The 13,919-nt window shown below is 39.1% G+C and carries 11 protein-coding genes and 2 tRNA genes; 6 read left to right on the top strand and 7 right to left on the bottom strand.

What is annotated here, in order from left to right:
* Positions 1 to 157: 157 nt before the first annotated feature.
* Complete coding sequence (locus N6B01_RS07400; RefSeq protein ID WP_262078129.1) at positions 158 to 1,351, bottom strand: sensor histidine kinase; 1,194 nt, start codon at positions 1,349 to 1,351, stop codon at positions 158 to 160.
* Positions 1,352 to 1,973: 622 nt separating this feature from the next.
* On the opposite strand from N6B01_RS07400, the gene N6B01_RS07395 reads away from it, so the two are divergent.
* The 5 genes from N6B01_RS07395 (at position 1,974) to N6B01_RS07375 (ending at position 4,791) form a co-directional block, all read left to right on the top strand.
* Positions 1,974 to 2,270 carry a DUF5330 domain-containing protein gene (locus tag N6B01_RS07395; RefSeq protein ID WP_182417064.1) on the top strand — a complete coding sequence of 99 codons (297 nt, stop codon included), beginning with the start codon at positions 1,974 to 1,976 and terminating at the stop codon, positions 2,268 to 2,270.
* A 354-nt stretch (positions 2,271 to 2,624) separates the two neighbouring features.
* Complete coding sequence (locus tag N6B01_RS07390; RefSeq protein WP_182417063.1) at positions 2,625 to 3,116, top strand: universal stress protein; 492 nt, start codon at positions 2,625 to 2,627, stop codon at positions 3,114 to 3,116.
* Positions 3,117 to 3,293: 177 nt separating this feature from the next.
* A complete protein-coding gene (locus N6B01_RS07385; protein WP_262078128.1) occupies positions 3,294 to 3,863 on the top strand; it encodes a NifU family protein in 570 nt (189 codons plus the stop codon).
* A 377-nt stretch (positions 3,864 to 4,240) separates the two neighbouring features.
* Positions 4,241 to 4,330: transfer RNA gene (locus N6B01_RS07380), tRNA-Ser, on the top strand.
* A 385-nt stretch (positions 4,331 to 4,715) separates the two neighbouring features.
* Positions 4,716 to 4,791 (top strand) — tRNA-Lys (locus tag N6B01_RS07375).
* A gap of 165 nt (positions 4,792 to 4,956) precedes the next feature.
* Here N6B01_RS07375 and N6B01_RS07370 read toward each other — a convergent pair.
* The gene (locus N6B01_RS07370; protein WP_182417061.1) at positions 4,957 to 5,646 is read right to left on the bottom strand and encodes an HAD family hydrolase; all 690 of its coding nucleotides are present in this window, start codon (positions 5,644 to 5,646) and stop codon (positions 4,957 to 4,959) included.
* Between the two features lie 370 nt (positions 5,647 to 6,016).
* Between N6B01_RS07370 and N6B01_RS07365 the strand changes: the two genes are divergently transcribed.
* On the top strand, positions 6,017 to 7,150 hold the full coding sequence (locus N6B01_RS07365; protein ID WP_262078127.1) for a site-specific DNA-methyltransferase: 1,134 nt from the start codon (positions 6,017 to 6,019) through the stop codon (positions 7,148 to 7,150).
* Between the two features lie 69 nt (positions 7,151 to 7,219).
* On the opposite strand, the gene N6B01_RS07360 is transcribed toward N6B01_RS07365, so the two are convergent.
* From N6B01_RS07360 to N6B01_RS07340, 5 genes are all read right to left on the bottom strand, one after another.
* Positions 7,220 to 10,714, bottom strand: a complete 3,495-nt coding sequence (locus N6B01_RS07360; RefSeq protein WP_262078126.1) for an AAA family ATPase — start codon at positions 10,712 to 10,714, stop codon at positions 7,220 to 7,222.
* Complete coding sequence (locus N6B01_RS07355; protein WP_262078125.1) at positions 10,714 to 11,964, bottom strand: metallophosphoesterase family protein; 1,251 nt, start codon at positions 11,962 to 11,964, stop codon at positions 10,714 to 10,716. The genes N6B01_RS07360 and N6B01_RS07355 overlap by 1 nt, the downstream gene beginning before the upstream one ends.
* Positions 11,965 to 12,273: 309 nt before the next feature.
* Positions 12,274 to 12,687, bottom strand: a complete 414-nt coding sequence (locus tag N6B01_RS07350) for a DUF2155 domain-containing protein (RefSeq protein ID WP_262078124.1) — start codon at positions 12,685 to 12,687, stop codon at positions 12,274 to 12,276.
* Positions 12,688 to 12,933: 246 nt separating this feature from the next.
* On the bottom strand, positions 12,934 to 13,329 hold the full coding sequence (locus tag N6B01_RS07345) for an NADH:ubiquinone oxidoreductase subunit NDUFA12 (protein WP_262078123.1): 396 nt from the start codon (positions 13,327 to 13,329) through the stop codon (positions 12,934 to 12,936).
* A gap of 92 nt (positions 13,330 to 13,421) precedes the next feature.
* Positions 13,422 to 13,919 carry a GNAT family N-acetyltransferase gene (locus tag N6B01_RS07340; protein WP_262078122.1) on the bottom strand — a complete coding sequence of 166 codons (498 nt, stop codon included), beginning with the start codon at positions 13,917 to 13,919 and terminating at the stop codon, positions 13,422 to 13,424.

The following is a 13,919-nucleotide window of genomic DNA, read 5'->3' as shown; positions in this document are numbered from 1 at the left end:
AAGGAAAGAAAAAAAGCATAAAAATAGACAAAAACCAAGAAAGATTAATGGGTTTTTACGGATTATTTGGGCAGCAGAATAACACAGCCATTTTATTAGCCGCGCGATAGTTGATGATATTAGCGCTGTAACGTTATGTTGTTTTTTCTTTTTTGTTTTACGCCGTTTTGTCGATCTTTTGTTTACTTTTGCCATCGCCTAAATATTTTTCATGAAGTTCTACTGTTTGGGTTTTATTGTTGATTGCAAAAAAATGCAAATTGTCAGCTTCGATTTTTTGATGCTTATTCGCTTTATCTAGTTGAGGTCCATTCCCAAGGGGGAGGGTGAGCGAAATGGTTGTACCTCTGTTTCTTCTACTGCTGATATTAACTCTACCCTTAGCAGCTTCAACAATACCAAATACCAGTGAAAGACCAATGCCGTATCCATCAATATTGGAGGATAATACATTACTTGCTCTTTTGAAAGGGTGGCGAAGTTCTTCTATTTCATCTTCAGCAATACCAGTGCCGGTATCGCTAACCGTAAGTAAAAGATGATTATTTTTTAAAACACGCTGTTGAATGGTAATAATCGAGCCATCACCGCTATATTTAGCAGCATTTGTAATCAGATTAATCATTACTTGTTTTAATTGTAAGCTCTTTAATGTTGTAAAGCAGCTGCCATGAAGATCTGATGTAAATACTACTTTGCTATGCTGGGTTAAATGGCTAGTCATCACAATAGCCTCAGCAATGGTGCTGTCCACATCTTGATCAATGACGTTATCTTGCTCTTGTTGTTTTTCAAGATAGGTTGTTATCAATTGCAGTAGGTGATTTCCAGATTCTTTAATATGCATAGCATATTGGCGTTGTAGCGAAGTTTCAAATTTTCCAGAAAATTCATGAAGTAGAAAATCCGTAAAGCCAATGATGGCATTTAGTGGTTCACGCATTTCATGGGCAACAAGAGTAAGAGGTGGCAATTCATTTAAAATTGCATTGCTATCTTGTTCCATGTTGCCAATAGGTGAAGTAGGCGCGGATATTTGCCTTGATGCGGCTTTATCAATTAATTGGCAGTCAATGTTTATGCCATTTATCCCAAGAGTTACATTGCCCAGTTGAAAGGTGATAAACATACCATCCTTGTTGATAAAACGAAAATTGCGATAGCCACTGTCTTTTTTGCCTATGCGTGCATTGTCCAGCAGTGTGACTAAAGCAATTTTATCATTTATATGGACGCTTTCGGCAAGGTGTTTACCTTTTTGAAAAAAGCCATAGAGATGTGTTTCACCTTGAAAAGCTCTAATGTAGCCTTGAGTTGAAACGGTGAGTTTGATCATTGCTTTATGTTTCATGGTTACCATTTTTTTGCTCTAGCCAACAATTAATATGCCAATAGGCCACGAGTATGTTTGCGTCAAAATGCCTTGTAAGGACTTAATGAAAGGATAACTGATCTTTTTTTTGCCGCATTTTACCCTTGAAGCTGCAATTATGGTTAATAAATTATAATCCGTGAATTTAATTTGATAAGAGCTTTTTTTGAAGAAAATATAGTTGTTTTGGGGTGCACAAATTTTTTGAATAAATATTTTTTAAACAAATCAGTTGTTTATATTGGTTTTTATGTTGATGGAATGTTTTGGGGAGGAGAGCGCGGAAAGTAGCCGGCATTTTGATAAAAATATTTTAAATAAATGATTCATCAATATTTAGGAGATATTGTGAAACTGAAATAATCAGATTTCAAAATTATGGATTTATCAGGGGCTGGAAAATGATTTTTTCTTAATTATTTAGATTTGCAGCTCTTGTAAACTTATTATAGGGGCGCTGGTTTTACAAAATTTAAAGATCTCGCTTTGTCAATAATATTTTTACGGTCTAAATATGAAGTTAGAGGTTTTATATCTATAAAATCAATTAATTAATCGCATTTCTTTAATTGGTTTATAAGGATTGCTAAGGTTAGATTGCATGAGATTCTTGATTAAAGTTGCTTTTTTTCTCATACTGCTTTTTGTTGCAGTTGCATATTTTGCGCCTTCAGAACATGCGCCTCATAGTAATGGCCAATCTTATTCAATGCTTGATGGCATATTTGCTTTCAAATCAACCGTAAATGATATGGGTGGGTTTTGTGATAGAAATCCAGAAACATGTATAACTGGTAAGTCATTTTTTGCCACTATCAAAGATAAGGCGCTTGAAGGAGCTCGTATTTCATATGAGTTCTTAAATGAAAAGCTTGGCGGTCAAGTGGTCGAAAAATAAGTTATCTATAGCCATATCTCTTGCAAGTTATCTATATGGGAGTTTTCTCTATGCTCCCATTAGAAAGCTAAATATATCAATAAAAAGTTTTTGAAAAATCTGCAGCGGCAGCTTAGCCAGCGTTTTAAATTTTTCCTATATAAAAGTTAACAAGAGACCATTTGCATCTGCGGCTGTGATAAAGTAATATAATGTTAAATTGATCTATAATTACTTTCACTTTTTTCACGCAATGATAAAATATGTTGCAATGGGGAAAATTCTTCCAATTAGATTATAATTAAAAAATGGCGCTTGTTTTTGTCCTTATCAACTGCATAGCAGGTAGCCAAAGAAAAATGGCAGGCTAATTATATGGTATCTAAAAGATTAAGTCATGAAGATGGGCATCGTCGCAAGTTTTTGGTAGTTATTGATGAGACGCCAGAATGTAAAAGAGCTGTTGCCTATGCCTCGCGGCGAGTAAAAAATACAAATGGCGCCCTTGTTTTGCTGTTTGTGATTGATAGTTCAGAATTCCAGCATTTTCTTGGCGTTGGCGATGTGATGCGGGCTGAGGCGGAAGAACGGGCCAAAACCACCTTGTCACAAATTGCAGCTGAGGTACGTGAAGGTTTGGGCATTGAAGCAGAACAAATTGTCCGCGAAGGTAAAGCTGCCTTAGAAATAGCAAGTCTGATTGAAGATGATCAGGATATTGCGGTTTTGATTCTTGCCGCTGGTGCTAATGCCGAAGGGCCGGGGCCATTGGTGGAGGCGGTTGCAGGGCGCAATTCGTCATTTGCAATTCCTGTTACTATTATTCCGGCAAATCTAAGCGATGCTGATATTGATGCGGTGACATAAATTCCTATATAACTGCCTAAAGAATATTAAAAATTGGGCTGCTTTTAGTATTCTTTCTCTTTTTAGAATTATTTTTCTGTCGCGCTGGTTAAGTATTTAGTTAACGGAAATTGTCTTTAAGACACCTATTGGTGATGGCAGCTTATTATTAGCAGCAATAGAATAAGGTTATGCACTATGTTTATTCAAACAGAAACTACCCCTAATCCGGCAACGCTCAAGTTTTTGCCCGGTAAAATCGTTCTCCAGGATGGCGTTGAAGATTTTCGCGATGCCGAAACAGCCTCCGCGCACTCGCCGCTTGCAGCTAAATTATTTGCAATACCAAGTGTTTCAGGGGTGTTTTTTGGCTTTGACTTTATAACTGTGACTAAGACTGATGGCGAATGGGCGCATTTAAAGCCTGCTATACTTGGCACAATTATGGAGCATATGATGGCTGATTTGCCGATAATGGCGATAAGTGCAAATCAGCTTAATCATGACGAGGAAGAATTCTTCGCCCCTCAGGATCAGGAAATTGTTGATACGATCAAGGAATTACTTGAAACTCGTGTTCGCCCTGCGGTGGCTCAAGATGGTGGCGACATTACGTTTCGTGGCTTTGAACACGGTGTTGTCTATTTGAATATGCGTGGCGCATGCTCTGGTTGCCCATCATCGACTGCTACGCTTAAACATGGTATTGAAAACCTATTGCGCCATTTTGTGCCTGATGTTGTTGGTGTTGAGGCGATGCCGCAATAGGTAATATGCGCGTTTACGACATTTGTTTGATATCTTGCTGTTAATAGAATAATTGCAATATTTTTAGTTATCTATATAGTTTGAAACTACCAAATCAAAGTGGCTATTGCGTTCTATCAAGAAAGGCCTGGGTGGAATCACTCAGGCTATTTTTATAAAATTAATAAAAATTAGGGCAAACTGACCAATGATAATGAAATTTATCCATGAGTATTTTTTTTGATGAATTTTATAATTTTTTGCTAATTAATTGATATTATTAATTTTATTGAAAGGTTAAACAATATTTCTTTTTTATCGATGTCTTTTTTTTAAAAAAAATGCATTTTAATGTTGACGTTTCAGAATACTTCTATAAAGAGGTGTTCACCTAACAAGGAGGGGTGGCCGAGCGGTTTAAGGCACCGGTCTTGAAAACCGGCGTGCAGGAGACTGTACCGTGGGTTCGAATCCCACCCCCTCCGCCATTTAGACATATTGATGTTTGATCTATGTCTTTTTCCAAATTATCCCAAAAAACTAAAATTATTAGATTGTGTCTTTGCTTTAGTCTTTCGGCTGGTTTTCATAAAATCGATTTCACTCATCCGTTGCCAAGTTGATTTTGTCTTACGTGATAATAGTTTACTGATATCAGAAAAAAGGCCATGATTCTTAAAAATTGGCTTTGCAGAATGATGGCTTGTCTATTTCTTTCATCTAATATAAATTTTATGCAATTATTTTTTTTGTTTAAAAACAGTATATTAGCTTTAAGATAAAAGAAAATTGTGTTTTTTGGATAAAAACTGTTGACGTTAGCGGTTCTCGAACGTATGTTCCGCCCACTTCTCGCAGAAACTTTCTGTAAGGGAGCGCGTAGCTCAGCCGGTAGAGCAACTGACTTTTAATCAGTAGGTCCAGGGTTCGAATCCCTGCGCGCTCACCATCTCATTTTCCTTTATCGCTAATTTCATTTTTGGTTGGATCTTTATTCAATTTACTTGGCTTGTTTTGCGTTTTAATGGCGCTCAATCTGTAGGTTTTTGGCAAATACAAAGTGGGGCGCTATTTCTATGGATAGCGGCCCAAGTTTTAAGCTTAAATGGCTTGGTTAAAGAACGTCTTGCCAGCTTTCCATTGCGGTAATGACAGCTTTAATATCCTTGTGGCGATTTACGACCGTTGCTGCGCCGACTTCAGTTAGAGCGTCTGCAAGGCCGGGATAGACATGGGTGCCGCCGGTAAAGCCAATAACGCGCATGCCAGCCGCAACCGCAGCTGTTGCGCCGGGAACTGAATCTTCAATAACAACGGTATTTTCTGGCGCAATATTAAAAGATTTTGCCGCAGACAGAAAAACATCGGGGGCAGGTTTTGGTTTTTTTGATCCAGTTTCTGGCGCCGAGAAAATCTTGCCTTCAAACAGGTCATAAAGACCGGTCGCCTGAAGCATTTTTTTAATATTTTCACTGATAGAGTTTGAGCAAATGCAATAGGGCAGATCAAGCGAGTTGACCAAATCACGAACGCCATCAATGGCAAGCAATTCACTATCTATCCGACGGACAAATTCACTATGGGCTTTATCGAGCAAATTGGCCGATAGTGGAATATCAATTTGCTTTTCAATTGCTATTAAAGTGTCTTCAAAGGTCATGCCATTATATCGTTCGGATAATTCTTCACCAGTTGTGGCAAAGCCGGCATCAGTTAATAATTCGGCTTTAACTTTCGACGATAAATATTCTGAATCAACCAGAACACCATCGCAATCGAAGATTACCAGTTTTATCGCAGTCATTGTTATTCCTTAAATCTAGCTCTATTGGTAAAATTTATAATCATGTTTCTATAGATAAGGGTAACGGGCTTATATTGCAAAAAATATCGTCGATAAAATAAATTTCTATCCAAAATCTATTTTTAGATGGAGTGAACCGCAAATACTAAAGTGTGCCTTAGCCAAGACAATGATGAGGCGAAGTTTTTTAAATGGCTAGTTAGGCTTTGCTCAATAGTTTGCGACTCGCTAATTGATAAGAAAATTTAAAAAAAGGCGAAAAAATGCTTTCAACAAGAATTTTATTTCCCATGCTTAACGTCATGTTTACCATGTTGGGTGATTATAGGGTTCATTAGTAACGGTGTCCAAATTGTTAGTTGAGTATCCCATGCAAAAATTGAGTGTTGTGAATGCATTGCCAAAAGAAGCCACGGAATTAGAGTGGTGCAATACAATCATAAAAGGAGACTGCATTTCGGCATTGGAAAAATTGCCAACCCATTCTGTTGACGTTATTTTTGCTGATCCTCCTTATAATTTGCAGCTTGAAGGTGCGTTACACCGCCCCGACCAATCATTGGTTGATGCTGTTGACAATGATTGGGACCAGTTTGAGAGTTTTGAAGCCTATGACGCTTTCACCCGTGCATGGTTGCTGGCTTGCCGGCGTGTGTTAAAACCAACCGGGACAGTTTGGGTTATTGGTTCATACCACAATATTTTCCGTGTTGGCGCCATTATGCAAGATATGGGCTTTTGGTTGCTTAACGACATTATTTGGCGCAAAACGAACCCTATGCCTAATTTCCGTGGTCGTAGGTTCCAAAATGCTCATGAAACCATGATTTGGGCATCGCGCGATAAAAATGCCAAAAGCTATACGTTTAATTATGATGCTTTGAAAGCCGCTAATGAAGATGTGCAAATGCGCTCTGATTGGTTATTTCCTATTTGCACCGGCAGTGAGCGTTTGAAGGATGATAGTGGCCATAAGGTTCACCCAACCCAAAAGCCAGAAGCTTTACTTGCTCGTGTTTTGCTTTCTTCTACCAAGCCGGGTGATGTTATTCTTGATCCATTCTTTGGTTCTGGCACAACTGGCGCGGTTGCCAAGCGTTTAGGACGTAATTTTGTTGGTATTGAGCGCGAACAAGATTATATCGACGCTGCAACAGCGCGTATTGATGCAGTAGAGCCTTTGGGTAAGGTGGAACTAGAACTAATGAAAGGCAAGCGTGCCGAGCCGCGTATCGCCTTTAACAGCCTTATTGAAGCCGGCCTATTAAAGCCAGGCATGGTGCTTTATGATAAAAAGCGAAAAAATGCGGCAATTATTCGTGCCGATGGTACGGTTGCTTGTAAGGGCGATGCTGGTTCAATCCATATGATGGGACGTAAGGCGCAAAATAGCGAAAGCTGTAATGGTTGGACTTTTTGGCATTTTGAAGAAGATGGCAAGCTAAAACTCATTGATGAATTGCGCTCACAAATTCGCCGTGATCTTGCAGCCACTGGTGCTTAATTCTTTTCAATTTTAAAAATTTGAAACTGATTGCTTTTAAAAGGCAATCAGTTTTTTGTTTTTAAGGCATTATGCTAAATTATGAATGGTTACATTATCAACCGCAGCAAGCGCTAAATCGCATATATGGCGATGATGGGTTAAGTAAATGACTTGACCGCTTTTTGCCATTACGCCCATCAGCCGCAAGGCTTCACTTGCACGCGGTTCGTCAAAGGTTTCCATAATGTCATCAGCGATAAAGGGGATTGGCTCATGGTTTTGTGCAAATTCTTGATAGCCGGCAAAGCGCAAGGCAAGATAAAGCTGGAAGCGCGTGCCTTTGGAAAGGTCTGATGATAGTTTAGATTTACCGTCCTTGGCGATGGCGATAAGTGTTTCTTGGCTGCCTTTTAGCTGTGTGGTTAAACCACTATAATGACCCGATGTTATTTCATTAAAGGCTTGCGACGCTCGTTTTAGCATTGAGCTACGATGGCGATCACGATATTGTACCAAGGCTTCTTGTGCTAATCTTTCGCCTGTTTTGAGCTTTAAATATTGAAAAGCCAGTTCTTCTATTTCTAGCCTTATGGTTTGCCTTTCACTTTCAATCCTTGCCACTTTATCATCACCGCCAATGGCATCAAGTTGTTTGCGTTTTTCATCAAATAAAGCAAAGGCTTGTTCTTTTTCAGCGCTTAATGGTTGCATTGCAAGCTTTAACTCACCAAGCGCAATAATATCACTTGGCCCCCCATCTAAATCTATATTTTCAAGAGCTGCATGAATATCATCGCAATTATAGTCGCTTTTAATTTCATGCTCGCATTTGGCTAGCTCTTGTCTTTTATCGGTAATGTCTTTAGCCAAGTCCAGCTTTTGTGCCAGATCATTTAGATCATCAACGGCAAAATCAGAATTGGCAAAATGGTCAAACCGTTGCTTAATTATTTGATGATGCGCTGCAAGGTCATGAATGATGGTTTGATATTGCTTTTCAACTTCCTGCAACTCATTATAGTTTTTTTGATTTTGATCGGCTTTTTGGATTGCATCAAGAACATTTGTTTGTAAATTACTAAAAGCAATAAGCGGATCGTTAAAATCACTTTCATCAAAATCTGGTTTGGCAATGCGATAAAGCGACAAGACTTCATCATGAAAATTGGCCATATCCATTTCCATTGCAGTTATGCGGTGCTGAAGACTATCGCATTGCTGCTTTAAATCGGGTAAAAGTTCTAACTTATTGATATAATGCTCAATAGTTTCAATAGGGGATATTTCTGCAAGCCAAAGGCCGTTTAATGCCTCATTCCACTCATTTTGCCATTGTGCTGCCTTTTGTAAGGCTTGCTCGCTTGCTTTTCGTCTTTCTGCAATATCGTGATTAGCTTTTTTAAAAGCGCGTTCGCTCTCGCTTTTTTTATGCTTTTGTTCGGTTTGGCTTTCGATAAATTTTTTGCCAAGCACCATAAGTGCTTTAATATCCATAGTGTCATTGGCATTTGGTACATTTTGGCAAATATCGGCTTGGATTTTGGCAATTTCAGCTTGCACCGCATCAAAACGCGCCTGCATCGTGATGATTTCATTGCTTATTGTTTGATAATTTTGGCGTTTTATCAGCCAATCTTGCAGAAATTTCATTGCAGCAAGGCTTGGCATTGCTTGTTCAATACCAATTTTTAGCAAAGTCTCAGTTACAAATTCATCAATCTTGACGCGCTCTTGCACTTTATGCTGAATGCTATCTTCAAGGTTAGTTTGCTTTTTGTGTTCCTCATTCCAATCTATTTTCGCTTGCTCTAACTGCGCAATGCGCTCAAAATGGGTGAGGCGGCCTTGTAAGGCATCATCATAATGGCCCATAGCAAGAGAAAATTGATTAGCGCTTTCATGGTCAAGTTTATTATAATGGTTTTGCCAAGAAAGCAGCTTTTGCTGCGCCAATGTTTTTAAGGTTTCGCTGTCAACCAGATTGCTTTGCTTTTTAAGGGTTTCAATCCGTGTTTCAATATTGGCAAGCTTATCAGCAATTTGCCGTTTTTCTAAAGCAAAATCATCCAATTGTTGGTTTAATCGCTGCAACTGGTGATATTGCTCGTTCCAATAATCTTTGTCAGCAATAATCAGCCCATTAAGATCACTTATTGTGCCGCTAAATGGCGCAAGCGCAGCAAAAGCTTGCTGTTGTTCATTTTGCAAGCGTGTGAGATTGCTGGCAAGATTTTGGCTCTCAACAAGCAAGCCTTTGTCAGTTAATTCAGTTAGCTTTGCTTCTAGCAAAAATACTCTATCTTCATCAAAGGCAAGTGATGGGGTGTTAAAATCTGTTTCAAGCTCTTGCAAGGTTTTTTCAGCCAGTTGTAATTCCTGTTGTGTGGAGGCAATCTGACTATCGATTAAAGGCTTTTTGTGTAATAAATCTTTCAAAGGCGCAAGGCGTAATTTATCAATCAAAAGCTCATTCATTGAGCGTTCTTGTTGATTAAGCTGTTTTATAAGTGCAGATAGTTCCGTTTTCTTTTGCATAAGCTCATCTTGGCGTTTAGCAATATCATTTTTTGCGGTGATAAAGCGCGATTTTGGTTCATCTGCCAGCAGCTTTATGGTGTCGCCAAGCTTAATAAGCTTTGGTTCAAAATTACTTTGCTGAAGTTTTTCCTTTAAACTTGCAATTTGCGCGGTTAAATAGTCTTTCCTTTGCTTAAAAGCACTATCATTTTGCCAAAGCTGCGCCATTTCACTGCGCCAAAGGTTAAGTAAATCATTTGGCGGTACTGGAAAACCAGCAAAATGCTCAAGGCTTTGCACTATTTCAGTGTAGTTTTTTAATTTTTTGCGCAATTCAATTTGCTGGTTTAAACGGTCTATTTCGTTTGTTTTGCTAAGTAGTGTTTGACTTTTTTGGTAATAATCTTCTTCTGCCTCGCGCTTTTCTTTAACCAATCTTTTATAGGCAGATGCCGCCACGTCAATTTCGGCACTTTCTTGCTTTAGCTCAATTAAGCGCTTCTTTTTTTGCAGGATTGCAGTGGATGACGCGCGGCTTCGATAAATGGCATCGGCAGCTTTTTCTATTTCAGCAAGTTTTTGGCTTACACCATCAAGCCCTGCGGTGGCGGAAAATAAAATTTCGCCAAGATCGCCTTTGCTGTTTAATATATCATTGCCGCCTTTCTCAAGGCTGTCATCATCAAGGGAAAACATGGCTTGATAGCTATCGCGGTTAAGACCAGCCATATTGCTTAGTAAGGCTATTTCACTAAATGGGTTGGCCGCACCATCAAGTAAGGAGTTTTTATTGGCCTTTATGCGTCGCAAATCTAATATTTGGTCGCTTGTTTCGAGCTTTGCACCAATTTGCATTGTGGGATATTTGTGTAAAAAACTATAGGAATTTTCTTTTCCCATGCCGAATAAAAAATCAAGCCAAGCGGTAAAAGTGGTTGATTTACCGGCCTCGTTTAAGCCGTAAATAATATGAAAATCACTGATCCCTGCTTGTTTTTCGCCAAAATCTAAGGTGAAATCGGTAAATTTGCCATAACGGGTAAGGTGGAGCTGCTTAATTCTCATTATGCTTTTAACCGTGCAATAATATCACGGCTCCCCTCATTAATAAGCTGGTCAATGAAGCTATCAAAGCTTTCCTCATCAATGCCCATAAGGCTATTGAGGCCTAGTTGGGGATCATTGCGTAGTGAAGTGGCTGTTTCTTTGATGAATTTGCGTATATCGCTGCGGTTTTTTGCAATATCTGCCATAATTAATGCAAGTTCACTTGTTGGGTCAGCGGTGCGGCTTTCGGCAATTGCTGGCGTGGTGCGCACTAAAAGCTTATCAATCCACATATTGCCCATTCTCTCACCAATGAGTTTGGCTTCCTCTAACAATTGGCTGTCATTGATTAACCGCCAGTTTAAAGGCGTTGCACCAATTAATTCAATGCGGGCAACCAGATGTTGCGAGAGTGCTTTTTCCTTGGCAAGCAGCATAGCGTTTTCGATTTTTGGAACAATAGTATTAAAGTTTTCAATACCGCTAACATCAACAGCAATAGGGTCAAACTGCGCTAGGCTTATCGGCTTTTCATCTAAGCTTATGCTGCCATCATCTGCCACCGTGACTAAAGTTACTGATTTATAGCCATTTTCATTAATATCTCGTCCTTGCGGAATACCCGGCATGACAATTGTAGTCTTTGTCGTTTTATCTTCAATGACTTGTCTTTTATGGATATGCCCCAAAGCCCAATAGTTAAAATCACAATTTTGCAAATCTTTAACACTGCAAGGCGCATAAGGGTCATGGCCACTTTGGCCGTCAAGGCTGGTATGCATGAGGCCAATATTAATATGGTCGGCAAGTGGCGCTTTATAAAGCGGTAAAAGGCTATCGGGGGCCGTTTTTTCTTTAAAACTAATGCCGTGAAGTGCAATATTGAGCGTATCAGTTTTAATGGTTTCAACGCCGGCGCGTGTTTTAAAAACTGTTACATTTTGTGGTAAGGTCAATTCATGGGTAATGGTAGAAGCTGCATCATGATTGCCGCGAATGATGAAGCAGGCAATATTAGCGTCATCAAGCCGCTTTAATTCCATGCTTAAAAAGCGTGCGGTTTTCATCGAGGTTTGGCTGCCATCATAAAGATCGCCAGCAATGATAACTGCATTAACCTTTTCTTCAATAGCAAGGTTAATAATATTGGATAATACGGTGCGGCTGGCATTACCGATAAGATTGCCCAACTCTTCATCACGTAAGGATAGCGAGCGTAAGGGTGAATCAAGGTGAATATCTGCCGTATGAATGAAGCGAAACGCCATGATTATATCCCCATATTTATATTAGTGCGCATTTCGATCTGATTGTATCAGATCTGCGCTCTAATCCGTTGTTTACACCGCGTTTTTTGTCCGAAAACCGCTTCACACTTTTCGGAAAAACGCTCTAACGGAAACAATAATACAGCGATTAATATAAGGCAAGCATTGACGCGCAACCGCTTTTATATGGGGAAATTTTTCACCATATGCGGCAAGGCTCATTGAGCGACTATCAATGATAAAATATTACAGCAATTAAGTTATAAAGCGTGAAATGACCATAAGATTTATCAAATTACTAGACAAAAACTAATTGGCCGCTGGCAGCTTTTGTTTGCAATTGGTGAGCCAAACATCATAAATTGGGTGTTCTACCGCATTTAGACCAGGGCTATCAGCAAACATCCAGCCTCTAAAAATAGGTTTAATTTTTTGGTCCAAAGTGACCTCATTTACTTCAACAAAACCATCGGTTTTAGTTGCTTCATCCGCGCTGCTGGTAAAGCAGGCACGCGGTGTCACTTGTAAAGCGCCAAATTGGTAGGTCTCACCTATGGTGATATGAAAAGTTGTCGTGCGTCCAGTTATTTTATCAAGGCCAGAAAATTCGGCAATGGGATTGCTAATGCGCTCAGCCAATGTTGGGCTTGCAATAGCAGCTAGGGCCAAAACAGCAAGGCTTAAAGATTTCACAAAAGAAAAAGGCTTTAACAATTTTATCATAGCGACCATTCGAAACTTTAAATTATGTGGCTGTATTTGTTATAAATACAAGTCATGAGCTTTAAACACAAACTATGGCAATAAAAAACCAAATTTACAAATAATCATAATTAAATTGGCTTTTTTTAAAAAATAAACATGCATAAAATTAATTATGCATGTTTGAAATGTTTTATATCAACTGAAATAGAAAAAAACTGCATCAATGCTGCTAAATTTCAAAGTCCAGTATCATATTTCTGCTGCTTATTCCGGTGACCAAGCATTATAATCGCCAGTAACTTTTGGGCGCTTACCATGATTCTTAATCGAGCCTTTAGGTGTATAAGCATTTGCTGAACCAGTCTGGTTTGACAAATGTGCTTTTTCCCACTCAAAGGGTACATAATTTTCAGCAGATGGCGGCGTGTCAACACGATGATGCATCCAACCATGCCAACCGGGTGGAATTGTTGACGCTTCAGAATAGCCGTTATAGATTACCCAGCGGCGTTTATAGCCATCTACGTGCCAAGCACCTTCATAATAGACATTGCCAAATTCATCTTCACCAACGCGTTTACCCTTGCGAAAGGTAAAAAATCTTGTGCCAATTGTTGTACCATTCCACCAAGTGAAAACTTGTCTTATTAAACCGGCCATAGCCTTAAACTCCTCAATCATGCCAACAAAGAGCACAAAATGAATATGTATGGTCTCTTATGAGCCTATAATTGTATAAATGCAAGAAATAATTAGAATAGTTCTTTTTCCATTACTATTTCAAAAACATCTTTTTGTTCTTGAATGGGGCTTGGAACTCCAATTTTCTTGTAGCCTTGGCTTTCATAAAATTTTTGTGCGTCTGTGCTTTTTTCCAATATTATAACACGGCATTTACGTGCATTGGGAAAAGATTCTTCAACCTCGATCAAAAGACGTTTACCAATGCCTTGGCCTTGATATTTAGGGCGCACCATCAGCTGTTGAATAAGGACAGTTTCTGGAAAACCTTTTACGCCGCCTTGTAAGGCATAGGCCGCACCTTGCAATTCATCACCATCATCTGCAACAATAAATTCAGAAGAGGGGCGGGTGAGGCACTTTTTAAAATGATCAACAGATTGCCATTTGCCAATAATCTTATCAACAGCTTCACTGCTGATAAGATCATCATATAGTTCATGCCAAGTGGCAAATAAAAGTTCGCGAATTGATTCTATATCATTTTTTGTAGCGGTTCTAAGCCACAT

The sequence above is a fragment of the Bartonella sp. HY406 genome (genome assembly GCF_025449315.1).
Taxonomy (GTDB): Bacteria; Pseudomonadota; Alphaproteobacteria; order Rhizobiales; family Rhizobiaceae; genus HY038.
This window is presented reverse-complemented; position numbering and strand designations above follow the sequence as displayed.

What these genes read in the sequence shown, in the direction of transcription:
- N6B01_RS07400 (WP_262078129.1), bottom strand. Translation starts at nt 1,351, where the DNA reads ATGAAACATAAAGCAATGATCAAACTCACCGTTTCAACTCAAGGCTAC.
- N6B01_RS07395 (WP_182417064.1), top strand. Translation starts at nt 1,974, where the DNA reads ATGAGATTCTTGATTAAAGTTGCTTTTTTTCTCATACTGCTTTTTGTT.
- N6B01_RS07390 (WP_182417063.1), top strand. Translation starts at nt 2,625, where the DNA reads ATGGTATCTAAAAGATTAAGTCATGAAGATGGGCATCGTCGCAAGTTT.
- N6B01_RS07385 (WP_262078128.1), top strand. Translation starts at nt 3,294, where the DNA reads ATGTTTATTCAAACAGAAACTACCCCTAATCCGGCAACGCTCAAGTTT.
- N6B01_RS07370 (WP_182417061.1), bottom strand. Translation starts at nt 5,646, where the DNA reads ATGACTGCGATAAAACTGGTAATCTTCGATTGCGATGGTGTTCTGGTT.
- N6B01_RS07365 (WP_262078127.1), top strand. Translation starts at nt 6,017, where the DNA reads ATGCAAAAATTGAGTGTTGTGAATGCATTGCCAAAAGAAGCCACGGAA.
- N6B01_RS07360 (WP_262078126.1), bottom strand. Translation starts at nt 10,714, where the DNA reads ATGAGAATTAAGCAGCTCCACCTTACCCGTTATGGCAAATTTACCGAT.
- N6B01_RS07355 (WP_262078125.1), bottom strand. Translation starts at nt 11,964, where the DNA reads ATGGCGTTTCGCTTCATTCATACGGCAGATATTCACCTTGATTCACCC.
- N6B01_RS07350 (WP_262078124.1), bottom strand. Translation starts at nt 12,687, where the DNA reads ATGATAAAATTGTTAAAGCCTTTTTCTTTTGTGAAATCTTTAAGCCTT.
- N6B01_RS07345 (WP_262078123.1), bottom strand. Translation starts at nt 13,329, where the DNA reads ATGGCCGGTTTAATAAGACAAGTTTTCACTTGGTGGAATGGTACAACA.
- N6B01_RS07340 (WP_262078122.1), bottom strand. Translation starts at nt 13,919, where the DNA reads ATGTGGCTTAGAACCGCTACAAAAAATGATATAGAATCAATTCGCGAA.